The organism is Paraburkholderia sp. RAU6.4a (assembly GCF_050435625.1).
GTDB lineage: Bacteria > Pseudomonadota > Gammaproteobacteria > Burkholderiales > Burkholderiaceae > Paraburkholderia > Paraburkholderia tuberum.
On the sequence record NZ_JBNDKQ010000002.1, the window covers coordinates 3,227,651 to 3,251,762 of the forward strand.

Sequence of the window (24,112 nt, forward strand, 5' to 3'; positions counted from 1 at the left end):
CGCGCTTGACCCGCTGCAGCGGGCAATAGACCAATAATTCTGGAGACAGACGATGAAATCGTCGAATCAGGCGATGTACTCAACGGCGCTCGGCGATGCCGGCGCGCTCGACGGCTCACCCACGGACGCGGGCGCGGATGCGGCAGGCTCTGACCGCGCCGGCGCGATCGCGCTCGACGGCGCGCGCATTTCCGCGCGGCTCGACCGGCTACCCGCGACCCGCACGATCTGGCAGCTCGTGATGCTGCTGAGCTTCGGCATGTTCTTCGAACTCTACGACCTGATGTACTCCGGCTATATCGCGCCGGGACTCGTGCACAGCGGCCTGCTGACGGCCACGACGCGCGGCCTGTTCGGCACGAGCGGCGTCGCGAGTTTCATCGCCGCGCTGTTCGCGGGCCTGTTCATCGGCACGGCGGCGTGCGGCTTTCTCGCCGACCGCTTCGGCCGGCGCGCGATCTTCACCTGGTCGCTGCTGTGGTACACGGCGGCCAACGTCGTGATGGCGTTCCAGCACACGGCGCTCGGATTGAACTGCTGGCGCTTTATCGCGGGAGTCGGCATCGGCGTCGAGATCGTCACGATCGGCACGTATATTTCCGAACTCGTGCCGAAGCACATTCGCGGGCGCGCTTCGGCGTGCTCGCAGGCGGTCGGCTTCTGCGCGGTGCCGATCGTCGCGTTCCTGTCGTATCTGCTGGTGCCGCAACGCCTGTTCGGTCTCGACGGCTGGCGTGTGGTCGTGCTGATCGGCGCGATTGGCGCGATCGTGGTGTGGTGGATTCGCCGCGGCTTGCCGGAGAGCCCGCGCTGGCTCGCGCAAAAAGGCCGCCTCGACGAAGCCGACGCGGTGATGACGCGTCTCGAAGCACGCGTCGCGCGCGAGTATCGGCGCCAATGCGGCCTGCCGTTGCCCGAGCCGGCGCTGCCCGAACCGGTGCGCGCGCGGGCGGCGTTTCGCGATCTGCTGGTGCCGCCGTATCGCAGGCGCACGCTGATGCTGATCATCTTTCACGTGTTCCAGACGATGGGCTACTACGGCTTCGCGAACTGGATTCCGACGCTGCTGATGAAGCAGGGCATCACGGTGACGACGAGTCTGATGTACGCGAGCATCATCGCGATCGCGGCGCCGCTCGGGCCGTTGCTGGGGCTGCTGATCGCCGATCGCTTCGAGCGCAAGACCGTCATCGTCTGCATGGCGGCGGTCAACGTCGTGTGCGGACTCGCGTTCAGCCAGGCGCGCGAGACGGTGCTGCTCGTGAGTCTCGGCGTGTGCCTCGTGCTCGCGGGCAACATCATTTCATACAGCTATCACGCGTACCAGGCCGAACTGTTTCCGACCGGCATCCGCGCGCGCGCGGTCGGCTTCGTTTACTCGTGGAGCCGGATTTCGGCGATGTTCTCGGCGTTCGTGATCGCCGCCTGCCTCGGTCGCTTCGGCGTGAACGGCGTGTTCGTGTTCATCTCGGGGGCAATGGCGATCGTCATGGTCGCGATCGGTACGCTGGGACCGAAGACGCGCGATGTCGCGCTCGAGGATCTTTCGAAGTAGCTAGGGCCTGTTCACGCTAATAACGGGCTTGCGAACGTGCCTTTCCGCGCGTAGTGCAAGGAGAGAGGAGCGCCGTTTGGCCGAGCCAAACAAGCGACGACCGACGCCGCAATACGGGCGGAAAGGCACGTTCCCCTGTATTAAAAAAACCTTCAAGGGGCTGGCCGCCAGAAGGGCCGATCGCCGCGTCATGCTCCTTGCGAATACGTCGAGTATTCGTTGCGTCGCATTCCTTGCGCTCGGCCCTTCTGGCGGCCAGCGCAAGCCCGTTATTAGCGTGAACAGGCCCTATGAGTCTTGGCGAGTCTCGTCGTTGCTCGACAGCCGGTCCGATACGTTGCCGAGCAGCAGCGCGAGCAGCACCACGCCGATCATTGCGAACAGGAACCCGCCGATCATCGTGGCAAGTATCAGCGTGATCCATGAAATGCCGTTCATGTGTGCGGGTCCAGCGCGTTTGTCGGGGGCATCGTACCCCGTTCAGAACCACTTTTATGTGCGCTTGCCCGCCGTAAACCTGTCAGGCGACGCCGAACTATCGTCGCGTCGTGCCATTACGCGGCGCGTTCTCGACGGGTGTCACAGTCGTTGCATAGGGGATGGCGGACTTCGTTCGCTGTCCCCAAGCCCCTTTGCGGAAACCTCGTAGTCCATTTCCGCAATCGGTTGGCGGAAATGCACCCGCTCGCACCCGACTTATTCCGCCATTGGCCCATCTATTGCGGGGGCGCTAAAGTCGTCCGATATCGTTGTTTCAGGTTTGAAACGTTAATCGCCACGTTAATATTCCCGTCATCAATAAAAAATAGATTAAATAATCTGTTCTGGCGCGTTGAGTGCTTGCATTGGACGGCGGAAGGGTCGGTTGCGCGGCGCTTGCGCGGATCGTCAGGGGAAGTTGTCGACGCAGCCGGACCCGCTTGGTAGGGCCGGGGGTTTTCACTCATCGATAGCCAATTCCGGCAAAAAATCTCTTTTCAAATGCCGCCTCGGGGGGTATATAAAGCGGGACACGCCGCTTTTCGAGTAGCCGCGCAGTGTGCGCTGGCGTACGCATTCATTTTTTAAATTGCATTAAGATTTGCGAGTGCATATTCAACCATATGCGGTTAGACGATTAATCCAGTGAAAAGACGGTCGTTTCGGTATTGTGCCGAATTGCACTGGCCGATCACGTATTCATAGTGCCAATATGTCTGCACTTTCGGACATGACGGCAGAGCGCCGGAGGCCGTCGCTATGATGCACTGCGCGGAGTTCGCATTGTGCGTGATCGTAAAAGGTGTAGTAGATCGTTTTCTGTCGAGAGGATGACTATGACCTGCGCGAGTCTCGAGTCTGCAATGCTGCGCTGGGTGCATGCTCCGAACAAGGGCGTGCGTCGTGTCGCGATTCTGTTGTTCAACGACTGCTCGCTGCAAGGGGCGGGCGTGATCGCCGAGGTGTTCCAGGCTGCCAACGAACTCGCCACTTCCGGTTCGGGCGCGTGGCTGTACGACGTATCGTTCTTGTCCGCCGGCGGCGGCATGGTGATTTCGTCGTCGGGTTTGCGCGTCTGGACCGACGGACTCGACGCGCGCCATTACGGCGGCTTCGACGCGCTCTATGTGGCGGGCGGCAAGGGCGCGGCGTCGGCGGCGCGCGATGAGCGTCTGCTTGGATGGCTGCGGCGCGTGCGTCGCAACACCTCGATGATCCGGCCGATCGCCGAAGGGCGCGCGGTGCTCGACGCGGCGGCCCTGCCCGAGGACAAGGACGGGAGCGACCCGCACCAGCCGGCCTTGGCCAGAAATGGCGCGGGCTCGGCGGAGCAGGGCGTCGTCGACCTTAACGACCGGCTGGAATCGATGCGCAGCGCGCTCGCGATGATCAAGCGCGATCTGGGCAACGCGACCGCGCGCTCGGCTGCCGAGCGGCTGCTGTCCGACTCGTGCACGAACCTCGCGCCGCTGCTCGGCGAGGACGGCGGCATGAGTCCCGGCGACAAGGTTCGCGCGGCGGCGCGCTGGCTGCAGGAAAACTGCCAGCAGGCGATTTCGATTGCGGATGCCGCGCAGTTCGCGGCGATGAGCGAGCGCAACTTTCTGCGCCGCTTCAAGATGGAAATGGGTATCACGCCGTCGAGTTTCCTGTTGCACGAGCGCCTCGCGGTGACGTGCAGCCTGTTGACCGAATCGGAATTGCCGGTCGACAAGATCGCCCGGCGCACCGGGATGGGCAACGGCGACCGGCTAGCGAAAGTGTTTCGCAAGCGGATGAGGATTTCGCCGACCGAGTTCAGGATTCAAAGCCGCCGCATGGCAGGCGAGTAGCACCGACGGAGCCAGCCCGGTAACCGCGCGTGACAGGCGGGGACGGGTCCGTTGTTCGTCGTACCTTGCAGATCGAAAAGGATTCCCGATATGTTGACGCAGGCAGGTGTGAGCGCCCGATCCGTCGAGCCGAACGGCGCAAGCGCCGGGGTTGCTGGCGCGCGCTGCGCGCACATCGTCCCGGTCATTCTCGCGGGCGGCTCGGGCACGCGGCTTTGGCCGGTGTCGCGCGAAAACTTTCCGAAGCAGCTGATCGACGTGGTCGGCTCCGACTCGCTGCTGCAGGCGACCGCGCGGCGGCTCGAGAGCTTCCCGGCGGGCTGGAGCGTCGACGCTTCGCCGATCGTCGTGTGCGGCGAGGAGCATCGCTTCGTGATCGCCGAACAGTTGCATGAAAACGGCGTCGACGCGCGTCTGATCGTCGAGCCCGCGCGCCGCGACACGGCGCCCGCGCTGACGCTCGCGGCATCGCTCGCGTGCGCGGCCGGCGACGACGCCATCCTGATCGTGATGCCGGCCGACCACGCGATCGCGGACGTGCCTGCCCTGCAGCGCGCGCTAGCGTGCGCGGCGCACCACGCGAGCGAGGGCGCGATTGCGACGCTCGGTGTGCCGCCGACGCGTGCCGACACCGGCTTCGGCTATATCCGGATCGGCGCGGCATTGGCCGCTGGCGGCCACACGATCGACGGTTTCGTCGAGAAGCCCGCCGAGGAAATCGCGAGGCAATACCTGGCGGCCGGCACCTACTGGTGGAATAGCGGCATCTTCATCGTGCGTGCGCGCGTGTGGCTCGACACGCTCGCGGCGCTGCGGCCCGACATGCATGCGCCGTGCGCAACCGCGTTCGCGAGCGGCAAGCAGGACGGCGACGTATTCCGGCCATCGCACGACGCGTTCCTCGACGTGCCCGCCGATTCGATCGACTACGCGGTGATGGAGCGTTTGACCGAACCGGCGCCGGCGCAAGACGACAGCGCGAGCAACGTCGAAGCGCAAGGCGCGGCACAGAACGATATGCAAGCTCAAAGTCGAGCCGGGGTCATTCCCCCCGGCGTCGTGATCCCGCTCGAAGCCGGCTGGTCCGACCTCGGCTCATGGGACGCGGTATGGGCCGCGATGGAGAAGGACCCGAACGGCAACGCCGGGCGCGGCCGCGTGGCGTTCGAAGGCGCGGTGTCCTGCTATGCGCATTCGGAAGGGCGGCTCGTCGCGTGCGTCGGCACCGCGAACGTCGTCGTGGTCGAGACCGCGGACGCGGTGCTCGTGGTGGATCGCTCGCATGTGCAGGACGTCAAGGGGCTCGTGTCGCGCATCAAGGCGCAGCACGCGCCGGAGGCCGACGCGCATCGCAAGGTGCGGCGCCCGTGGGGCTTCTACGACTCGATCGATCGCGGCGAGCGCTTCCAGGTCAAGCGCATCGTCGTGACGCCCGGCGCAAAGCTGTCGCTGCAACTCCATCATCATCGCGCTGAGCATTGGGTGGTCGTGCGCGGCACCGCGCTCGTCACGCGCGGCGAAGAGCAGTTCCTGCTCAGCGAAAACGAATCGACCTACATTCCGCTCGGCACGCGTCACCGGCTCGAAAACCCCGGCAGGGTGCCGCTCGAAATCATCGAAATCCAGTCGGGTACCTATCTCGGCGAAGACGACATCGTGAGGTTTGACGACAACTACGGCCGCTGCCCGTAGGCAGCCCATGCACGCCCCTTTTTGCGTACAGGAACGGCAGAACGAGGTAAGTAAAATGCGCAAGTTTCAGGATCTGCTCGCGCGGATTTTCGATGTCGCTCTGGTATTGGCGGGTGCGACCGTGGCGTCGCGGATCCGCTTCGATTATCTCGGCCAGTCGGGTTTCTACTGGGCGCTGGTGATGTTTTCGGCTGCGTTCGCGCTCGCGATCTTCCCCGCGTTCGGCGTCTACGAATCATGGCGCGGCCGCTCGAAGCTCGGGCTCGCCGGTCAGGTGTCGCTCGCGTGGCTGATCGTGCAGGCCTGCGCGCTCGTGCTGATGTACTCGCTGCATCGCATCGATATCGTGTCGCGGCTGTGGTTCTCGTACTGGACCGCGACGACGGGTGGCCTGCTGATCGCGAATCGGGTGATCGCGCACGCGGTGCTCGCGCGGGCGCGCGGCGCGGGTATGAACCTGCATCAGGTGGCGATCGTCGGCAGCGGTTCGCAGTGCGATGCGCTCCTGCGCCGCATCGAGTCGGCGCCGACCGCGGGCTTTCGCGCGACCGCCGTCTACAACACGCGCCCGGACGACTCCGGCGTGACGAATCCGTGCGTGCCGGTGTTCGATCGCGTCGATCTGCTGGCCGACTACATCCGCACCAACGACGTGCACGAGCTATGGCTGATGCTGTCGCTGTCCGAGGAGCCGCTGATCTGCGCGCTGATCGACGAGTTCCGCGACGACCTCGTGAATATCCGCTTCATGCCGGACGTGCGCAGCCATGCGCTGTTCGAAGGCAGTGGCGTGGTCGATCTGCTCGGCGTGCCGGCGATCAATCTGGTCGCCTCGCCGCTGTCGGCCAACGCGATGCTGAAAAAGGAAGTCTTCGACCGGCTGTTCGCCGCGGCCGCGATCGTTGCCCTCGCGCCGCTCCTGCTGGGCATCGCGATCGCGGTCAAGCTGTCCTCGCGCGGACCGGTGCTGTTCAAGCAGAAGCGCAAGGGCGCGGACGGCCGTGTGTTTACGATCTACAAGTTCCGCTCGATGCGCGTGCATACCGAAGCGAAGGGCACTTTGAGCCAGGCGACGCGCAACGACACGCGCGTGACGAAAGTGGGCGCGTTTCTGCGCCGCACGAGCCTCGACGAACTGCCGCAATTTTTCAACGTGTTGCGTGGCGACATGTCGGTCGTAGGACCGCGTCCCCATGCGCTCGAGCACGACGACCTCTATCAGAAGGTGGTCGCGGGCTATATCAATCGCTACCGGATCAAACCGGGAATCACGGGCTGGGCGCAAATCAACGGCTTCCGTGGCGAAACCGACCGCATCGAGAAGATGGAGCGTCGCGTCGAACATGACCTGTACTACCTGGGTCACTGGTCGTTCGCACTCGACATGCGGATCATCGGCGCGACGATTGTCGCCGGACTGGTGCATCGAAACGCTTACTAGAAAGTCGATAACAACGCCTCGGGGCGAAGGAGTAAAGATCATGAGCTCACTTGGTTTTCGCACAGGAAGTCTTGTGGTTTTCGCAAGCGCAGCATTGCTTTCCGGATGTCAGATCGTACCGGGACAACGGATGGTCACGCCGGCCGCGATTCAGGACACGGGTGGCGAATTCAGTACCGAAGCCTCGCAGCAGAAGCAGATTCCGATCACCGATATCAATCTGGAACTGCTGAAGAAGATGAATGCCGACCAGACTGCCTCGGTGTTGCCGCCGACGACGACGGGTCTGTTCGGCAAGCCGGCCATGTACAGGGTCGGCCCCGGCGACGTGCTGCAGATCGTCGTGTGGGATCACCCGGAACTCGCGGCCGCGCTGGGACAGCCGCCGACGACCTCGCGCCCTTCCGATGCAATTCCGGGCTTCCTGATCGACGAGAACGGCGACATCCAGTTTCCGTACGCGGGCAACCTGCACGTCGCCGGCAAGGACGTCGCGACGATCCAGCGCGAGCTGTATTCGCGGCTGAGCAAGGTCTATCAGAAGCCCGAGGTGACGGTGCGCGTCGCGTCGTTCCGTAACGCGACGGTGTATATCGACGGCGAAGTGCGCACACCGGGCACGCAATCGATCAACGACATTCCGCTGTCGCTGACGAACGCGATCGGCCTGAGCGGCGGCTTCAACACGACCGCGGATCGCAGCCGGGTCGATCTGATCCGCGACGGCAAGACCTATAGGCTGAACATCGACGAGCTCATCAAGCGCGGCCTCAATCCGTCGGATATCTATCTGCAGCCGGGCGATACCGTGCGCGTGAACGCGCGCGAAGACAGCGGCGTCTACGTGATGGGCGAAGTCAACAAGCCGGCCACGGTGCTGCCGTTGCGCAACGGCTCGCTGACGCTGTCGCAGGCGATCTCCGACGGCGGCAGCTTCGACTCGAATACGGCCTCGGGGCAGCAGCTGTTCGTGATCCGCAATTCGACCAGCGACTCGCCGCAGATCTATCACCTCGATGCGACCTCGCCGGTGGCGATGCTGCTCGCGAACCAGTTCGAGCTACAGCCGAAGGACATCGTGTACGTCGGTCAGGGCGGTCTGGTTCGCTTCAACCGTGTGTTGAACCTGCTGTTGCCCGCGATCAACGCGGCGGTGACGGGAGTCGTCGTGTCGAAGTGACGCATGCGTGACGCGATATCTGAACCGGCAGGCCTTGTTGGGTGAAAACATGGCAATCAATTACGAAAACCGTTACGCCGGCGTGTATGAACCGGGGCAGTTGCATCTGTCGGACTACGTGCGCACGATCGTGCGCGGTTGGCGCACGATCCTCACCGTGACGCTGATCGCGCTCGCGCTCGGTTGCGCGTACGCGTTCCTCACGCCGCCGGTCTATCGTTCGGACGTGCTGTTTCACGTCCAGGACAGGACGGCGAACGCGATGAACGTCAATGCGAACGGCCGGGACGCGGCGGCGCCGCTTCCCGGCGCGTACGATTCGAAGCCGTCGACCGCGGCGCAGATCGAGCTTTTGAAGTCGCGTCTCGTCACCGAGGAGGCGGTCCGCGCGCTGCACCTCGACATCACGGCGAAGCCGCGTTATCTGCCGGTGATCGGCAGCAAGATCGCCGGACTCGTGAACGGGCACTGGTGGTTCCGGCTGCCGTCGTTCGTCAACCTGCGCGGGTTCGCGTGGGGCAACGAGAGCATCGCCGTGTCGCGCTTCGACACGTCGAAGGACTTGTATGGCGAGACCTTCACGCTAGTCGCGGGCGCCGGCAACACCTTCATGCTGCGCGATCCTCACGGCAGCGCGATCCTGTCGGGGCGCGTCGGCGAGACCGTGCAAACCGATACCGCGGTCGGCCCGGTCACGCTGCACGTCGACACACTGGTCGGCGCGCCCGGCTCGCGTTTCGAGCTGACGCGCGCGTCGACGCTCGGCACGGTGGAGCGTCTGGCGAAGACAATGGTCGTGCAGGAAACGGCGGAGGACTCCGGCGTGATCCGCGTGAGTCTCGAAGGCGCCGATCCGGCGCTGACCGCGGCGATCGTCAACAACGTGGCGCGCCAGTTCGTGCGGCAGGATCTCGCGAGCCATTCGACCGAATCCGACCACACGCTCGCGTATCTCGAACAGCAACTGCCCGACGCGCGCAAGGCGCTCGACGACGCGGAAGAGCGCTACGGCAAGTTCCGCAATACACATGGCGCCGTCGATCTCGGTGAAGAAAGCAAGCTGCTGCTGCAGCAGATCGTCGACAACAAGACGAAGCTGCTCGATCTGCAGCAGCAGCGCGCGGAGCTGTTGCAGCGTTTTACGCCGAATCATCCGATGGTCGCCGCGCTCGATGCGCAGATCGCCGCGTTGCAAGGCGCGCAGAGCACGATGAACCACAGCGTCTCGACGATGCCCGACACCGAGCAGACCGCGCTGCGTCTGCAGCGCGACGTGCACGTGAACACCGATCTGTACATGAACCTGCTCAACAGCGTGCAGCGACTGCGGGTCGCGCAGGCGGGGCAGGTGAGCGGCGTGCGCGTGGTGGACTTCGCCGAAACGCCCGACGATCCGGTGTGGCCGAAGCGCATGCTGGTGATCCTGATCTCGCTCGGCGGCGGCCTCGCGCTCGGCTTGCTGCTGGTCTTCTTGCGGCGCGCGATGCGCGGCGGCGTGGAGCGCCCGGACGAACTCGAGGGGATGCTCGGCGTGCCGGTATTCGCGGTGGTGCCGCGCAGCCAGACGCAATTGCGCCTGCAGGAAAAGGTGTCGCTGCGCCAGCGCGGGCAGCATGTGCTGGCGCAACAGGCGCCCGAAGATATCGCGGTGGAAGGGGTGCGCAATCTGCGCACCTCGCTGCAGCTGTCGCTCGATCATGCGGCCAACAACGTCGTGATGATCACCGGCTCGCGGCCCGATGCGGGCAAGTCGTTTCTGTCGGTGAATCTGGCGACGCTGGTCGCGTCGGCGAACAAGCGCGTGCTGATCATCGACGGCGACATGCGACGCGGCGACGTGCATTCGCATTTCGGCGTCAGCCATCGGCCGGGACTGTCCGACGTGCTGTGCGGCGGCGATCTCAACGCGATGATCCAGCGCGACGTGCTGCCCAACCTCGACGTGCTCGCGAAAGGCACGCTGCCCTCGCACCCGGCCGAGCTGCTGATGAGCAAACGCTTCGAAGCGATGCTCGAGGCGTTGAAGCCGCAATACGACGTCGTGATCATCGACACGCCGCCGGTGCTCGCCGTGACCGACTCGACGCTGATCGGCAAATACGCGGCGACGACGCTGCTCGTCGTGCGGCATGGGCGTCAACCGCTGCATGAGATCATCGAAACCACCAAACGCCTGCGTAACGGTGGCGTCGGTCTGCGCGGCGTGCTGCTCACCGACGTGCCGCAGGAAGCGGCGTTTCTCGGCTCAGGGTATCAGGGCGGCTATTACGGCTACGACAGCATCGCCGGCTGACACTGCTGCCCGCGCGCGCGTCTTTCGGGGCGCCGCGCGGGCGGGCGTGATCGACTGCACGCCCGTGCCGCCGTCCCGCGAGATACCTCGCAATCCTTAGTGGTGACGCAGCAGATCGCGCAATGCGCGCGACTCTTCCGCCGTCGGCTGCATGGTTTGCCACGCCGACTCGTGCGACGCGAGCGCGACGAGCCGTTGCGCGGCCTTGCTGCTCGAATCGATCCGCAACGCTTCGTTGGCGTTGTGCGACGCGCACTCCCAATGTCCCACGTTGCTGCAGCCGCGCGCGAGGCTCAGCAACGCGTCGCGTTGCTGCTCTAGCGTGCTCACCTGGGCGCGCATGCTGCGCGCGTCGCGATTGTCGGGCTGCGCGGTGATTACGGCGGCGAGGCGTGCTCTGGTCGCCGCCAGATTGCCTCGTCGCAGATAGCCGTGCGCGGCTTTCAGATTGCGCTCGGCGTCGGCGCGCTGTTTGTCGGCTTGCGTGAGCGGGGCGGCCATCGTGTCGGTGTTGGTGTTGGTGCTGGTCGACGCGAGCGCCGTGCCACGCGGCGTGGGCGCGGAGATGGCCGCGCTCGATGTCTTCGTTGACGCTACGGCGCGCGCGGTCGTGACAACGGGCGGTGTCGGTCGCGCTGCGGTCGGCGTGGTCGTGACGACGGGCGTTGACGGTCGCGCTGGGGCGGGCGCGGTCGCCACGACGGGTGGAGCCGATCGCGCTACGGCAGGCGCGGTCGCAACGACCGGCGGTGACGATGGCGCAACGGTCGGTGCGGTCGCCACGATGGGCGGTGACGATCGCGCTACGGTGGGCGCGGTCGCAACGACCGGCGGTGACGATGGCGCAACGGTCGGTGCGGTCGCAACGACGGGCGGTGCCGGTGGCGCGACGGGGGCCGCGTGCACGTTCGCCGGTTGCTGCCGCGCGACGACAACGGGACGCGGCCGTTGCGCGACGATCGACGCCGGCTTCGGCGCCGCGGCAACCGACGGCGCCGCATTCTGCGCAACGTTCTGTGCAGGGGCTTGGCCAGGGTTGTCCGGGCGCACCGTGCCGAAGACCGTGACCGGCGTGTCGACGCTCGCATCGTCGTCGTTGAGTAGAACGAAGCCGACGTACACGACGCCGAGCGTCGCGAGCGCGGCTGCGGCAAGCGCGAGCGGATGCCGCCGTCGACGCCCGCCCGGCTCGAACGTCGCTTCGTCGATCAGATCGTAGGGGCTCATCTTCGTTTGCGCGGAGCGTCGCGACGAACGGTCCGCGGGCAAGCTCGCGGCCGCTGGCAGCGGTTCGAGTTGCGTGCGCGATGCGCTCAGCGCCCGGGATCGCGCGGAGCGCTCGCCGGGCTTGTCGTCCGTATCGAACGAATCGATCGGCAGTGCGTGGCATGCGGGACACGGCGAAAAGCGGCCCGACAGCGGCACGCCGCAGTATGCGCAGTGATGGAAAAATGGCTGGTCGGAGGTCGTGTCGCGCGGCATGGCCGTGTCGCTCCACTGGCGCCGAAGGGCGGCGCCATCAAAAAGAATGAATGCAACGACGCCCGCAAGCGGCGTCGGCCGGACTACTGAACGACGTAACCGCGCGCCTGCATGCACGCGCCGTAGGCGGCCCAATAGCGGGTCATCGGTGGCTCGGGCGCGGGCAGCGGCGGCAGCTTTACGTTCGACGCCGCGTTGGCCTGCAGCGAAGCGGCCGCCCCATCCGACGCGCCGGGTGCCGCGGTCGCACTGGGGCCCGTTGCCGCTGCCGATGCGTTCGGCGGTGCATTCGCCGCCGCGGTGGCTGGCGCGCCTGGCGCGCTGGCGCCGGCCGCGGCTTCGTCCACCGGTTTCGCCGACGATGCGCCGCCAGGCGCTTGCGCGCCAGCCAACGGCGCGCTCGCGGCTTCGGGCGCGCTCGCGCTCCACGGCAGCGGCGTGGCTGAGAAGGAACTAGGCGGAAGCGGCGGCTTCGACGGTACGCCGGTCGACGCACCTTTGGCCGCGGGCGGCTGACGCGGCGGAATCTGCGACTCGTGGGCCATGTTGACCCCGGTCACGCGGTTCGCCTCGGCGTAGCACATCGCGTTGTCGATGCTGCGCTCGTAAGGGCTCTGACTTCGGATCGGATAGGTGACAGGCCGCCACGCGAACGCGGCAGTGCTCGTCACCAACAGCGTCAGTACGGTATATGTTCTAAATGCCATCGCAGTCACTCCCGCAGCGATGTCTCGCCTTTTTGTGTTTGATTTCGTGTCGTGCTTTCGTTCTGTGCTCGTTGCGCGTCGTGTTCGAGCTCGTTCTCATGCCTGGCGCTCGTGCTTCTGTCGCGGCCTGCCGATAGGCCGTGGCGTTGCGGTGCTTGGCGCCACGGCTCCCCGGAACGGGCACGTCGCGAATGCCGCTTTAACGAGCGTAGCACCGCGGTTTGGCCACGCGATGCATCGGATAGCGCGCGAAAACGCCATCGTGCAGTGCAATCAGGACACAATCGGCGAGGCGGCGTTGAAGATCGGGACAATCCCTGGTCGCCACGAAGGATCGTCAGGAGTCGAAGATGAAAAACCTATCGTATCGCTATCGGCCGCTTTGCGCAGCGTTCTGTCTGTCGGTGCTGTCGCTCGCCGCGCCGCTCGCGAGCGGCGCGAGCGACGCCAACATGAGCGCGGAGACGGCGGGCGAGCGTGCAAGCTTCGCGCGGGCGTTTTGCGACGTGTCGCCCGAGCGGATCGACGCCTATAAGGAGCGGCTCCGAAAGGTCCTGACCGGTGCGACCGATTTCGATCAGCACTGGGACACGGGCTGGCACCGCGCCGACATCACCAATAGCCAGATGAACGCACTGCGCGAGCGAGATCCGAAGGAATTCGCGGCGCGCATCAAGGTCAATTGCGAACGGCTCAAGTGGATGGCGGGTAATGCGTTGCACCGGCCTGCGCAGAAGTGAAGTGAAACGAGCGCGCTGTCGGGCGACCGAAACTGGCGCATCGTGGCCTGATGCAGAAGGCTTCGCCGGACTGAATCTCGCGCGGCTGTAGTCGACGACACGCGAACCGACTGGAACCGGAAGCTTTTTGCATACTCGACGGTTTCGGCCAAAAATACACATTATTATGACTTTCGCTTAATGTTCGGCTAAGGAAGCGCTGATTTATTCAGCTCGGTGGTCATCGTTGGCGTAGCTGAGGACGTTATAGAAGGCAACTCACGGAACAGACTCACACTGATGAAGAGGCAGATCGGCTTCGCCGAAGCGGAAATTGCAGGCAAGAAGCGAGTGACGAGGCGCCAACGCTTCCTCGCCGAGATGGAGAAGGTCGTTCCGTGGCAGCGCTTGCTGTCGGCAATCGAGCCGCACTATCCGAAGGGCACGCGAGGCCGCCCGCCGATTGGCCTGGAGCGAATGCTGCGAATCTACTTCCTGCAACAGTGGTACGGGCTGTCGGACGAAGGACTGGAAGACGCGCTGTATGACAGCATCGCGCTGCGAGCCTTCGCCGGCATCGATCTGGCAGTTGAGAACGTGCCTGATGCGACCACGCTGTTGAAATTCCGGCGCCTGCTGATCGAACACGAACTGACACGGAAGTTGTTCGACGAGATTGGCATCTCGCTGTGCGAGCGTGGGCTGATGATGAAGGAAGGCACGCTGGTTGACGCAACGATCATTGAAGCGCCGCCGTCGACCAAGAACGCCGGGAAGAGTCGTGACCCGGAAATGCATCAGACGAAGAAGGGAAACGAATGGCACTTTGGAATGAAAGCCCACATTGGCGTCGATGCCGATTCGGGCCTGATCCACAGTGTGGTTGGCACATCGGCCAACGTGTCGGATGTATCGCAAGCGCATGCCCTGCTGCACGGACATGAAGAGCAGGCGTTCGCCGACGCGGGCTACATTGGCGTAGACAAGCGCGAGGAAATGGCGGGCAAGACCGTGAAGTGGCACGTCGCTGCCAAGCGGGGAAAGATCAAGGCGATGCAGGACGGGGCGCTGAAGAACCTGGTGATCGCGGTCGAGCGAACCAAGGCGCAGATCCGGTCGCGGGTTGAGCATCCATTCCATATCGTCAAGAACCTGTTTCACCATCGCAAGACGCGATACAAGGGCTTGGCCAAGAACACCGCGCAACTGTTCAGCCTGTTCGCTCTTGCGAATCTGGTGATTGCGCGAAATCTGTCGCGATCGGTCCATGGGAGCAATCCGTCATGCGTATAAAAAATGCGAGCAGGGAGCCTCGTTTGCGCGTCCAATTCACCGAGTTGAGCATCGATTCGCTTCGTCATCCGGAAAATTCGACGGCATCTCGTCTGCAACTTGGGCAGTTGGTCCATTGATCAGCGCTTCCCTAACCGTCGAGTAGTCTGCAGATGTAACGCTCAACGACCTTTCGAGCATGTAACTAATTCGCGAATATCGTTTGGTCCGTACTGCGGCACATTTGCGGCGGTAATGAGGCCTGCTATATGTGAATATTAGCTAACGTAATGCCGGACCGGACCGACCTTCTGCTCGGCAAGCTTCCAGATCAAACGCTGTTTGACCTTTTGCCGTTATCGTTTCGAAGTGAGGAGCGGTTATGTTGAACCCGAAGACGTTCGGACACTTCCTTTGGCTCGTCCGCAAGACGTGGATAACACGCGGGCCGCGTTTGTACTACTCGCAGTTTGGAGAGGGCGCGGTGTTGCGCGAGATAATCAGTCCCCGGTGCAATAAGGGTGTTTATGTCGACGTTGGTGCATACCACCCTGTCAAGTTCTCGAACACACATGCGCTTTACAAGCGTGGTTGGCGCGGCATCAACATAGACATGGATTCAGTGAAAATTGAAACGTTTTCTCTTGCGCGGTCCGGTGATGTCAATGTATGTGCGGCCGTCTCGAACGAGAAACAGCTCAAGGAAGTCTATAATTTTTCAAATTATGGGTTGACTTCGACCATAGATCCCATCGTGGCTGCGGCCGAAGTCCAGAAGCCTATCTCCGTCCGGACCGTTGAAACTACCACATTGAACGACGTTCTCGAGCACACCCCGTACGCCGGCCAGGAAATCGATCTGCTTTCCATCGACGTGGAAGGTCACGATTACGAAGTCTTGCGCTCGATTGATATCAGCAGGTATAAACCAAAGATCATTATTGTGGAGTCTACGCTGACTTCGATAAGGGAAGTAATAGATTCCGCCATATTTCGCTATCTGGAGGAGCGCAATTACCGACTGGTCAGTTGGACATATTTGTCGCTGATCTTCAGAGTGGAAAGATCTCAAATCTTTCGCACTCAGTTATAGCGTTGCGGTTCTGCACGTATCGTCCTTGCAGCTGCTATCAATTTCACAATCCCACTATTCAACGGCCGCTGCAACGGTCCAGATATACCTGGACCGACTGGTGCCTCAGCCGCGAAGCACATTCATGAGCCCCCTCGACTTGCCTGAAGGCTGGCGATCGTAACGGCCCGCGCTTATGGGGGATTTCCCTGGGTTTGACGTTTCGAGCGGGCGCTCCGCTCCCAAGTCGCTGCCTCGTCATGGCTCGCCTCTTCTTTCACGAAGGGCCGAATCTCAACGTAACACGTCGGTAAATTATTGTTTTCTTAGAGAAAATACCGAACGGCAGACGTTCCGCACGGGGCGGGGTTCAAGCCCGAGCGAATCACATTTGAGGATCAGTGAACTTCGACCGCGTTCCCCGCTTCTTGAATTTGTCACTGCCCGTCCATATAATTAGCACTCGCTGCACGAGAGTGCTAACAACATCTCCGGTTGGCTCGGCCAGCCGGGTTTTTCTCAGCGTTCTTCAGTCTCAATCAGAGAGGAGTATGTATGAACCTTCGTCCTTTGCATGATCGCGTGATCGTCAAACGTCTGGATCAGGAAACCAAGACCGCGTCGGGCATCGTGATCCCCGAAGCCGCAGCGGAAAAGCCGGATCAAGGTGAAATCCTCGCAGTCGGCCCGGGCAAGCGCGACGACAAGGGCGCAGCCATTGCGCTCGACGTGAAGGTCGGCGACCGCGTCCTGTTCGGCAAGTACGCAGGCCAGACCGTCAAGGTCGACGGCAACGAACTGCTCGTGATGCGCGAAGAAGACATCATGGCCGTGGTGCAGAAGTAAGCGCAAGGTCGCTACTTCACCGGTTATATCCAAAGTATTCAAGGAGTTAGAAGATGGCAGCTAAAGACGTCGTATTCGGTGATTCCGCCCGTGCCAAGATGGTCGAAGGCGTGAATATTCTCGCCAACGCCGTGAAGGTCACGCTGGGTCCGAAGGGCCGCAACGTGGTTCTCGAGCGCAGCTTCGGCGGCCCGACGGTCACCAAGGACGGTGTGTCGGTCGCGAAAGAGATCGAACTGAAACGACAAGCTCCAGAACATGGGCGCGCAAATGGTCAAGGAAGTCGCTTCCAAGACCAGCGACAACGCAGGCGACGGCACGACGACCGCTACGGTTCTCGCGCAATCGATCGTCCGCGAAGGCATGAAGTACGTCGCATCGGGCATGAACCCGATGGACCTGAAGCGCGGTATCGACAAGGCCGTTACAGCCGCAATCGAAGAACTGCGCAAGATCAGCAAGCCGTGCACGACCAACAAGGAAATCGCCCAGGTTGGCGCGATCTCGGCGAACAGCGATTCGTCGATCGGCGAGCGCATCGCTGAAGCAATGGACAAGGTCGGCAAGGAAGGCGTGATCACCGTCGAAGACGGCAAGTCGCTGCAAGACGAGCTGGACGTCGTCGAAGGTATGCAATTCGACCGCGGCTACCTGTCGCCGTATTTCATCAACAACCCGGACAAGCAAGTCGCCGTGCTCGAGAACCCGTTCGTGCTGCTGCACGACAAGAAGGTGTCGAACATCCGTGACCTGCTGCCGGTGCTCGAGCAAGTCGCGAAGGCTGGCCGTCCGCTGCTGATCATCGCTGAAGACGTCGAAGGCGAAGCGCTCGCAACGCTGGTCGTCAACAACATCCGCGGCATCCTGAAGACCGTTGCCGTCAAGGCTCCGGGCTTCGGCGATCGTCGTAAGGCGATGCTGGAAGACATCGCGATCCTGACCGGCGGTCAGGTCATCGCTGAAGAAACCGGCCTCACGCTCGAGAAGGCAACGCTGGCTGAACTGGGCCAGGCGAAGCGCATCGAAGTGGGCAAGGAAAACACCACGATCATCGACGGCGCTGGCGAAGCAGCGAACATCGAAGCTCGCGTCAAGCAAGTGCGCACGCAGATCGAAGAAGCGACCTCGGACTACGACCGTGAAAAGCTGCAAGAACGCGTCGCCAAGCTGGCAGGCGGCGTTGCAGTGATCAAGGTCGGTGCTGCGACCGAAGTCGAAATGAAGGAAAAGAAGGCACGTGTCGAAGACGCACTGCACGCAACGCGCGCGGCTGTGGAAGAAGGCATCGTGGCGGGTGGCGGCGTCGCGCTGATCCGTGCACGTACGGCAATCGCTGGCCTGAAGGGCGCTAACGCCGATCAGGACGCAGGTATCAAGATCGTTCTGCGCGCCATGGAAGAGCCGCTGCGCCAGATCGTCGCCAACGGTGGCGAAGAAGCGAGCGTCGTCGTGGCAGCGGTTGCTGCTGGCAAGGGCAACTACGGCTACAACGCAGCGACCGGCGAGTACGTCGACCTGGTCGACGCAGGTGTCGTGGACCCGACGAAGGTGACGCGCACGGCGCTGCAAAACGCAGCTTCGGTTGCTGGCCTGCTGCTGACGACCGACGCAGCTGTCTGCGAACTGCCGAAGGAAGATGCTCCGATGCCTGGCGGCATGCCCGGCGGCATGGGCGGCATGGGCATGGACATGTAATTCCGCTCGGGCCTCGTGGTCCGGCCGCGTGGTTGAACTGCCGCGCGTCTGGATCACGGCCGAGGCCCGGCTGGAAGTCCATGTGGGGAGTGCGCCGCGAGGCGTTTCCCCAAACGAAAAAACCCGCTTATGCGGGTTTTTTCGTTTGGGGCCGGCGTTGATGCGCTTGCTGGCGAGCGCTTCCGGACGCCCTTTTGTCCGGATCAGGCGCCCGCGGCGCGAGCCGTGCGATGAGAGGACCTTCCGAGGCACTTTTCCCGCAGGTAGTGGAAGATCTGCGCGACGCTTTGCGCGGGGCTCAGCGTTCCCGTGTCGACGTGCAGGTCGGGATCGATCGGCGCTTCATAGGGCGCTGATACGCCGGTGAACGAGCTGATCTCGCCAGACCTCGCTTTCGCGTAAAGACCTTTGGGATCGCGGCTCGCGCAGGTGGCGAGCGAGGCGGACACATAGGTTTCGACGAACTTGTCGGCTCCGATGATCGCGCGCGCCATTGCCCGATCTTCGCGTAGCGGCGAAATCAGCGCGGAAATCACGATCAGACCCGCGTCGTTCATCAATTGGGCGACGTGCGCGACCCGGCGGATGTTTTCGCGCCGGTCGTCGGGCTCGAATCCAAGGTCGCTCGCCAGACCGTGGCGGATGTTGTCGCCGTCGAGCACATAGCAGGCGTGACCGAGCGCGATCAGCTGCTCCTCGAGCGCGAACGCGAGCGTCGATTTGCCGGCGCCGGACAGGCCGGTCAGCCAGATCGTGGCGGGCATCTGATCGAACATGCGTATGCGGTCCTGCACCGCGATCTTGCCGTGGAAGCGTTGCACGAACTGGGGCGGCTCTTTCATGGATCGGTTCTCTTGGCTCTTCTGGCTCATTCGCAGTGCCAGCCTTGCCGCCACGTGCCGGCGTTGTGCAGGCTTTCGGTGGAATTGGCAATGGTAACGCGAAAGCCTTCCGGAATATCATTCGGCAGTGGAATCGAAAATCCGCTGTATGCGCTCGGATAGCCGGCGCTCGCCACATCGGGCCGCGGCTCGCCGCTGCAGCCGGTCGCGACGATCTGCGTGCCGACCCGCACCTCGAGCGGTACCTGCCGCTGCGGCTCGCTCAGGTTGACGGCCCAGCCGCACACTACGCCGTCGCGCACCGTGTCGACAAAACCGTCGAACAGGTCGACCGGCGGACGCTGCCGGCTTCGCGCGAACTCCAGATAGGTGTCGATCGGCGCGAGATCGAAGCGGCGGATCACCTCATGCACGCGCGACAGGAATGAGCCATCGATGCCGAAAACCGTCGCGCTGTAGACGTGCGGATTCTCGAGCTGATTTATTTCGGACTGAATCACGCGGACCAATTCGAGCGCATTCGAAAAGACGCTGCCCGTTTCATTCGCATAGGCTTCGACGATTCGGTTCGCGTCGCGGAACAGTTCGTAATCGAGGCTATTGTCGTCGATGAACTTTTGTCTGGCTGCTTCGCTGATGTGAGCTTTGCCTTTCGGCGCACCATTGGTGCGATTCGCTACGAAACAGAAAGGTAATTTCATCCCTGTCGAACCGCACAGCCGCAATAAGAATTCGCTCATGTCCTCGCAGACGCCGACGGTACCGATCTGTTCGCGCAAATGGATTTGCGCGACGGCGAGGCTCGCTTCGTTGACCGCCGGCTCGCCGCTCAGCATCTGCACGAACAGGTTCCTGCCGCCGAGCGATTCGCTGACCCACTCGTCGAGCGACAGTACACCTTGCAGCGCCAGAGCCTCGGTCGCCGACACGCTGACGCCGCGCGTGATCTGGCCGTTCTTGCCGTTCGCCGCATACCAGTAGTGCGAGATCTGGCGCGCGAGCGGATCGCGCAGGATCGTGCAGTAGTTGACCGGATGTTTGATCATCCGATGAATGCCATACGGTAGATGACCGCCGCCTACCTGCGTCGCGAGCAGCTTTGCGCGACAGTTTCCCCAGCCATCCTGATCCCAGACAAAGCTAATGAATTGGTCATTACCTTTATTCAAATCAAAAAACGAAATAACGGTCGAACCGCCGCATTTCGGTGGATGGATGAAGAAGGTGGGAAATGACATGTGGGGACATATGACTGATCGTGATGCGTAAAGTCTAGACAAAAGATGTCATCGGCGTTGTAACGTTTGATTACGCGGTAAAACGCCTGGCTGCATCGCCGACAGCAAGATTCATGCGACTATGCAAAATAAATTGACCAGGATGCCTGCGAGACGAATTGGGCGCGGCAGTATCGATAGCTACGCGCTAATTACATTGTTAAATTTGGATAAATCGAATGGAAAGTCGCACCAATCGCGAAAGTCGCATTAATGAAAAAAACGGCTGACAGCGGGTTTTTAGTCGATGCCGACGAATGGCGAGCTCAGTGCCGCGCTTCCCCCGGCGCCGCGCCCTTGCCTTGCGCGGGCGGCGTTTCGTCTTCATCGCTGCTGCGCGCCCAGAAGAAGCGATCGGGCATGTACGCCCCCATGCCGGGCCGGAACGCATTGCGCACTGCCTGATACAGATACTCCTGGCTTTCGCGCACCGCTTCCGCGGGCTCCTGGCCGTTGGCGAGAAGCGCGGCGATCGCCGCGCCGAGCGTATCGGTCAGGCCCGTCAACCGATGCGGCGCGCGGTCCCACATGTCCTGACGCAACTGGCCGTCCTCGCTGAAGAGTGTGTTGACGAGCCGATGCGTGCCGGTTTCGGTCGACAGAATGTACTCGCAGCCCTGCGACAGCAGATGCGAGATCGCCGCGTCGAGGCTCGGCGCCTCAGCGTCGCCGTCGGGCTGCGCGAGCGCGAGCAGCGTCGCCGAGTCGGCGACTAGCAGCGTGGTTTGCGGCGCGAGCAGATCGGCGATCGCTTCGCGCAGTTCGTCGGCGGCGAGCACGTGCTCGTCGTCGAGCGTGAAGTCCGGGGCGAGGATCAGCGGGATGTCGTCGTAGTCGGCGACAACTTCCGCGATCGCGCTGACCACTTCGGCGCGCGTGCACGCGCCGACCTTGAATGCGGCGATCGGCATGTCCTCGAGCAGCATGCGCGCCTGCGTCGCGACGATGTCCGGGTCGAGCCCGGTGACTTCGTCGCAGTTCGCCGAGTCGCGCACGGTATAGCCCGTGAGCACGGAAACGCCGTGGCAGCCCATGCTGGCAAGTGTCAACAGGTCCGCCTGCAGGCCGGAGCCGCCGGTGGGGTCGGAGAGACCGAAGGTGAGGACGATCGGAGGCGTGTCGCTGGGCATGAAAATGGATAAGGAAAGCAGGATTTCGGCGCGCAATGCGCAATTGGCTCAATTATGCGGCCTAAACCGTGGAGAGGGCGTTTTTTCGCGCGGCGGGGATCGCCAGAGGCTGGCTCGCGGCCCGCTGACGCGCAGCCGGCGGGGATCGCGTTGAGGTTGTCACGCTAGCGCCGCGAGCTTGCCGAGGGCGCCCTCTATGGCGCTGCCGGGTGTCCCCCACCGCCATGCGGCCTGACGCCGCGAGCGTCGTGCGCACGGCGCGCGGGCGCACCGCCGAAGCCCGGTCCACGCTACGATTGCGAGTTTTCGATTGCTAGGCATGGGGGCGGCAACACGGTACCATCATGGCTCCCGCTTCCACGGACTCAACGACGCGACAAAAGAATGGAATATCAAAGCTGGATGTGCCTGATTTGCGGCTGGATTTACGACGAAGAGGCCGGCTTGCCCGACGAAGGCATTGCGCCGGGCACACGCTGGGAAGACGTGCCCATCAACTGGACGTGTCCGGAGTGCGGAGCGCGCAAGGAAGACTTCGAAATGGTCCAGATCTGAAGTTCGGCAAGCCGCCGGCGTCAGCCGGTCGGTCGGTCGTTCGCGTCGCTTGATCATTGTTCCGGCGTCGCGGTTTGATGGGCTCGTGCGACACGCCGGAAGCTTCGGCCCCCAAACCGGGTCCCTAGATTCGGTCCCGAACCTGAACCCTGAGCTTCGATCCCGAAAAGTCAGCGGCGTCATCCGCCGCGCAATTGCTGCAATCGCTTGATGCGTCCGGCACGCCCGGCGCCTGTCTGAGCGCGCCGGCGCGGAACATCGCCGGTCGCGTCGTGTCGCAACGGTAGTCTGTCATTGTCCTGTCGCCGGTTCGCGCGGTGGCCGCTCACTCAGCATGCGGCGCGAAGCGACGGCCCCGTCAGCTTCGTGTCGCCTGCCCATGACTCTTCGATCCGCAGCACCCGTTTCCATCGATGCACTGCCGAACCCGCGCGGCGGCGCGGTCCGCCCTGCGGAACTCGCGCTCGCCGAGGCGTCGCTCGCGTTCGAGCAGCGCGACGAGAGCGGTGCCGCGCTGCTGCGCGCGTCGCATGCATTGCGCACGGCGGGCTGGCTCAGCGCGCAGCGTTTCACCGACGCCCTCGTGCGGCTCTCGCCGCTCGCGAGCGGCGAGCCAGCCGAAGCGGAAAGCGCGCGGCCAGTGTTCGGCGCGGCGCTGCGCGACTTCCGCGCGGCGCTCGAGCGTCACAATCTGCGCGAGCTCAGTTGCTCGCCGACGCTGTTCAACCACTACCGCGAGCTGTGTGCGCAACTCATCGAACCCACGCCGGGCTCCGCCGTTGCGTTCGAAGACCTCGCGCTGTGCGCGCGGCCAGTGCCGCCGGCTTCGCTGCACGCGCAATCGGCCGATCAGCTTGCCCATCTGCGGGCGCGCTACGAGCGCGCGTTGCTGCCGGTGCTGCGCTCGCAGGCCGACACAGGCAGCGCGGTAGCGCTTGCGGTCACGAACGCCGCGCTCGACGAGCTCGACGCCGTGTTCACCGAACTCGCCGGCCCGGATCCGTATGACTTCTGGCGGCTCGCGCGCGCCTGCGCGAAGGCGCTGCGCGCGCGCGGCCACGCAATCCGCGATATCGAGGCGCGGCGCTTCTACGCGCGCTGCAACCTGGCGCTCGCCGATCACGCGCGCGGCATCGAGCGCGCGCCGCGTTCGCTGGTGCGCGCGACGCTCGCGCTGCTGTGGCGCGACTACGCGCTGTTCGGCGCGGCCGCACAAGACGCCGACCAGGTCGAGGTGCTGCACGATTATGGCTTGACCGTCGACTGGCACGTCGCCGGCACGCAGTCGTCGGAAGCGCTGTGGGAGGCGGGCGCGCTCGAGGCGCAGTCGCTGCCGCACACGCGCGATCTCGGCGTGCTGAGCGTCAACGCGAACGCGTACGAAGACTTCCTGCAGACCGCCGACGCGTCCATCGAGGCGCTGGCCGCCCATGCGCGCGCGGCCGATCAGCCGGAAAAAGCCGACCCGAGCGAAGCGCTGCAGGCGGGCGACGCCGCCTACCGGCTCGGCTCGGCCGCCTGCGCGCTCGGTCTCGGTCACGTGGCGCTGCTCGCCGACGCGCTCGGTCTCGCATGGCGGCGTCGTGCGCATGCGAGCGTCGCGACGCCGGCGGTGCGCGCGCACGTGATCGTCGGCGCGCCGCCGGCCGACACGCTCGAGCAGGCCGCCGAGGCCTTGCGTGCGTCGCTGCACAAGGTCGCCGCGGGCGTTGGGCCGGCGGGCGGCAGCTTCACGCAGGCGGCGCTCGCCGCGCTCACGCGTGCGATCGAGCAGGGCGGCGCGTGAAGCGCAAGCCGGGTCGAACCAAACGCGCGACGTGGCGCGCGAATTGCGTCCGCAACGCTTCGACCGACGCGCGCCGAACCCGCTGAAACCCATTGTGACAAGTCACAATGCCGCAACTTCGCGACGGGCGCCGAACGTGCCGTTCTACGCGGTGTTTCGGCGCCTGATCGCGGCATGGCGCAAGTCGCGCGCGTGATAGAGTGCAACTTGATCCGGCGTCGATGGCGCGTCGCGTAGCGTGCAACCCAACGCGTTG

Annotated in this window: 19 protein-coding genes and 1 pseudogene; 14 read left to right on the top strand and 6 right to left on the bottom strand. The window is 63.7% G+C overall.

Features of this window, described 5'->3' with window-relative positions; translation table 11 throughout:
- Nucleotides 1-52 precede the first annotated feature (52 nt).
- Complete coding sequence (locus tag OKW40_RS19720; RefSeq protein ID WP_184062194.1) at nucleotides 53-1,555, top strand: MFS transporter; 1,503 nt, start codon at nucleotides 53-55, stop codon at nucleotides 1,553-1,555.
- Between the two features lie 288 nt (nucleotides 1,556-1,843).
- Here the strand turns inward: OKW40_RS19720 and OKW40_RS19725 are convergent, their stop codons facing one another.
- Nucleotides 1,844-1,993, bottom strand: a complete 150-nt coding sequence (locus tag OKW40_RS19725) for a hypothetical protein (protein ID WP_176109418.1) — start codon at nucleotides 1,991-1,993, stop codon at nucleotides 1,844-1,846.
- 878 nt (nucleotides 1,994-2,871) lie between these two features.
- Here OKW40_RS19725 and OKW40_RS19730 point away from each other — a divergent pair.
- From OKW40_RS19730 to OKW40_RS19750, 5 genes are all read left to right on the top strand, one after another.
- Nucleotides 2,872-3,867, top strand: a complete 996-nt coding sequence (locus OKW40_RS19730; RefSeq protein WP_429492001.1) for a helix-turn-helix domain-containing protein — start codon at nucleotides 2,872-2,874, stop codon at nucleotides 3,865-3,867.
- 90 nt (nucleotides 3,868-3,957) lie between these two features.
- Nucleotides 3,958-5,559, top strand: a complete 1,602-nt coding sequence (locus OKW40_RS19735) for a sugar phosphate nucleotidyltransferase (RefSeq protein ID WP_429491092.1) — start codon at nucleotides 3,958-3,960, stop codon at nucleotides 5,557-5,559.
- 55 nt (nucleotides 5,560-5,614) lie between these two features.
- Nucleotides 5,615-7,000, top strand: a complete 1,386-nt coding sequence (locus OKW40_RS19740; protein ID WP_184062192.1) for an undecaprenyl-phosphate glucose phosphotransferase — start codon at nucleotides 5,615-5,617, stop codon at nucleotides 6,998-7,000.
- Nucleotides 7,001-7,040: 40 nt separating this feature from the next.
- Complete coding sequence (locus tag OKW40_RS19745; protein ID WP_429407277.1) at nucleotides 7,041-8,180, top strand: polysaccharide biosynthesis/export family protein; 1,140 nt, start codon at nucleotides 7,041-7,043, stop codon at nucleotides 8,178-8,180.
- Between the two features lie 49 nt (nucleotides 8,181-8,229).
- Nucleotides 8,230-10,473, top strand: a complete 2,244-nt coding sequence (locus tag OKW40_RS19750) for a polysaccharide biosynthesis tyrosine autokinase (RefSeq protein ID WP_429491094.1) — start codon at nucleotides 8,230-8,232, stop codon at nucleotides 10,471-10,473.
- A 96-nt stretch (nucleotides 10,474-10,569) separates the two neighbouring features.
- Here the strand turns inward: OKW40_RS19750 and OKW40_RS19755 are convergent, their stop codons facing one another.
- Nucleotides 10,570-11,955 carry a hypothetical protein gene (locus tag OKW40_RS19755; protein ID WP_429491095.1) on the bottom strand — a complete coding sequence of 462 codons (1,386 nt, stop codon included), beginning with the start codon at nucleotides 11,953-11,955 and terminating at the stop codon, nucleotides 10,570-10,572.
- Between the two features lie 83 nt (nucleotides 11,956-12,038).
- On the bottom strand, nucleotides 12,039-12,662 hold the full coding sequence (locus tag OKW40_RS19760) for a hypothetical protein (protein WP_429472670.1): 624 nt from the start codon (nucleotides 12,660-12,662) through the stop codon (nucleotides 12,039-12,041).
- Between the two features lie 350 nt (nucleotides 12,663-13,012).
- On the opposite strand from OKW40_RS19760, the gene OKW40_RS19765 reads away from it, so the two are divergent.
- From OKW40_RS19765 to groL, 5 genes and pseudogenes are all read left to right on the top strand, one after another.
- Nucleotides 13,013-13,402 (top strand): hypothetical protein, encoded by a 390-nt coding sequence (locus OKW40_RS19765; RefSeq protein ID WP_090803262.1) that lies wholly within the window; start codon nucleotides 13,013-13,015, stop codon nucleotides 13,400-13,402.
- Nucleotides 13,403-13,681: 279 nt separating this feature from the next.
- Nucleotides 13,682-14,674, top strand: coding sequence for an IS5 family transposase (locus OKW40_RS19770; protein ID WP_090812378.1), 993 nt, complete (start codon nucleotides 13,682-13,684; stop codon nucleotides 14,672-14,674).
- Between the two features lie 361 nt (nucleotides 14,675-15,035).
- The gene (locus OKW40_RS19775; RefSeq protein ID WP_429491097.1) at nucleotides 15,036-15,746 is read left to right on the top strand and encodes an FkbM family methyltransferase; all 711 of its coding nucleotides are present in this window, start codon (nucleotides 15,036-15,038) and stop codon (nucleotides 15,744-15,746) included.
- A 534-nt stretch (nucleotides 15,747-16,280) separates the two neighbouring features.
- Nucleotides 16,281-16,571 carry a co-chaperone GroES gene (groES, locus tag OKW40_RS19780; RefSeq protein ID WP_008923887.1) on the top strand — a complete coding sequence of 97 codons (291 nt, stop codon included), beginning with the start codon at nucleotides 16,281-16,283 and terminating at the stop codon, nucleotides 16,569-16,571.
- A gap of 53 nt (nucleotides 16,572-16,624) precedes the next feature.
- Nucleotides 16,625-18,266 (top strand): annotated as a pseudogene (groL, locus tag OKW40_RS19785) (chaperonin GroEL).
- A gap of 203 nt (nucleotides 18,267-18,469) precedes the next feature.
- Here groL and cysC read toward each other — a convergent pair.
- Complete coding sequence (gene cysC / locus OKW40_RS19790; protein WP_429407265.1) at nucleotides 18,470-19,108, bottom strand: adenylyl-sulfate kinase; 639 nt, start codon at nucleotides 19,106-19,108, stop codon at nucleotides 18,470-18,472.
- Between the two features lie 26 nt (nucleotides 19,109-19,134).
- Complete coding sequence (locus tag OKW40_RS19795; RefSeq protein WP_429407263.1) at nucleotides 19,135-20,154, bottom strand: chondroitin 4-O-sulfotransferase; 1,020 nt, start codon at nucleotides 20,152-20,154, stop codon at nucleotides 19,135-19,137.
- A 21-nt stretch (nucleotides 20,155-20,175) separates the two neighbouring features.
- Here OKW40_RS19795 and OKW40_RS19800 point away from each other — a divergent pair, with 21 nt between their 5' ends.
- Nucleotides 20,176-20,343 (top strand): hypothetical protein, encoded by a 168-nt coding sequence (locus OKW40_RS19800; protein ID WP_429407261.1) that lies wholly within the window; start codon nucleotides 20,176-20,178, stop codon nucleotides 20,341-20,343.
- Nucleotides 20,344-20,651: 308 nt separating this feature from the next.
- Here the strand turns inward: OKW40_RS19800 and OKW40_RS19805 are convergent, their stop codons facing one another.
- Nucleotides 20,652-21,515, bottom strand: a complete 864-nt coding sequence (locus tag OKW40_RS19805) for a hydroxymethylpyrimidine/phosphomethylpyrimidine kinase (protein WP_090803266.1) — start codon at nucleotides 21,513-21,515, stop codon at nucleotides 20,652-20,654.
- A gap of 384 nt (nucleotides 21,516-21,899) precedes the next feature.
- On the opposite strand from OKW40_RS19805, the gene OKW40_RS19810 reads away from it, so the two are divergent.
- Nucleotides 21,900-22,070, top strand: a complete 171-nt coding sequence (locus tag OKW40_RS19810) for a rubredoxin (RefSeq protein ID WP_006047743.1) — start codon at nucleotides 21,900-21,902, stop codon at nucleotides 22,068-22,070.
- 379 nt (nucleotides 22,071-22,449) lie between these two features.
- Nucleotides 22,450-23,856, top strand: a complete 1,407-nt coding sequence (locus OKW40_RS19815) for a hypothetical protein (RefSeq protein ID WP_184038464.1) — start codon at nucleotides 22,450-22,452, stop codon at nucleotides 23,854-23,856.
- Nucleotides 23,857-24,112 lie beyond the last annotated feature (256 nt).

Bases quoted from the DNA above. Each gene is read 5' to 3' on its own strand.
- OKW40_RS19720 (WP_184062194.1), top strand. From the start codon at position 53: ATGAAATCGTCGAATCAGGCGATGTACTCAACGGCGCTCGGCGATGCC.
- OKW40_RS19725 (WP_176109418.1), bottom strand. From the start codon at position 1,993: ATGAACGGCATTTCATGGATCACGCTGATACTTGCCACGATGATCGGC.
- OKW40_RS19730 (WP_429492001.1), top strand. From the start codon at position 2,872: ATGACCTGCGCGAGTCTCGAGTCTGCAATGCTGCGCTGGGTGCATGCT.
- OKW40_RS19735 (WP_429491092.1), top strand. From the start codon at position 3,958: ATGTTGACGCAGGCAGGTGTGAGCGCCCGATCCGTCGAGCCGAACGGC.
- OKW40_RS19740 (WP_184062192.1), top strand. From the start codon at position 5,615: ATGCGCAAGTTTCAGGATCTGCTCGCGCGGATTTTCGATGTCGCTCTG.
- OKW40_RS19745 (WP_429407277.1), top strand. From the start codon at position 7,041: ATGAGCTCACTTGGTTTTCGCACAGGAAGTCTTGTGGTTTTCGCAAGC.
- OKW40_RS19750 (WP_429491094.1), top strand. From the start codon at position 8,230: ATGGCAATCAATTACGAAAACCGTTACGCCGGCGTGTATGAACCGGGG.
- OKW40_RS19755 (WP_429491095.1), bottom strand. From the start codon at position 11,955: ATGCCGCGCGACACGACCTCCGACCAGCCATTTTTCCATCACTGCGCA.
- OKW40_RS19760 (WP_429472670.1), bottom strand. From the start codon at position 12,662: ATGGCATTTAGAACATATACCGTACTGACGCTGTTGGTGACGAGCACT.
- OKW40_RS19765 (WP_090803262.1), top strand. From the start codon at position 13,013: ATGAAAAACCTATCGTATCGCTATCGGCCGCTTTGCGCAGCGTTCTGT.
- OKW40_RS19770 (WP_090812378.1), top strand. From the start codon at position 13,682: ATGAAGAGGCAGATCGGCTTCGCCGAAGCGGAAATTGCAGGCAAGAAG.
- OKW40_RS19775 (WP_429491097.1), top strand. From the start codon at position 15,036: ATGTTGAACCCGAAGACGTTCGGACACTTCCTTTGGCTCGTCCGCAAG.
- groES (WP_008923887.1), top strand. From the start codon at position 16,281: ATGAACCTTCGTCCTTTGCATGATCGCGTGATCGTCAAACGTCTGGAT.
- cysC (WP_429407265.1), bottom strand. From the start codon at position 19,108: ATGAAAGAGCCGCCCCAGTTCGTGCAACGCTTCCACGGCAAGATCGCG.
- OKW40_RS19795 (WP_429407263.1), bottom strand. From the start codon at position 20,154: ATGATCAAACATCCGGTCAACTACTGCACGATCCTGCGCGATCCGCTC.
- OKW40_RS19800 (WP_429407261.1), top strand. From the start codon at position 20,176: ATGACCGCCGCCTACCTGCGTCGCGAGCAGCTTTGCGCGACAGTTTCC.
- OKW40_RS19805 (WP_090803266.1), bottom strand. From the start codon at position 21,515: ATGCCCAGCGACACGCCTCCGATCGTCCTCACCTTCGGTCTCTCCGAC.
- OKW40_RS19810 (WP_006047743.1), top strand. From the start codon at position 21,900: ATGGAATATCAAAGCTGGATGTGCCTGATTTGCGGCTGGATTTACGAC.
- OKW40_RS19815 (WP_184038464.1), top strand. From the start codon at position 22,450: ATGACTCTTCGATCCGCAGCACCCGTTTCCATCGATGCACTGCCGAAC.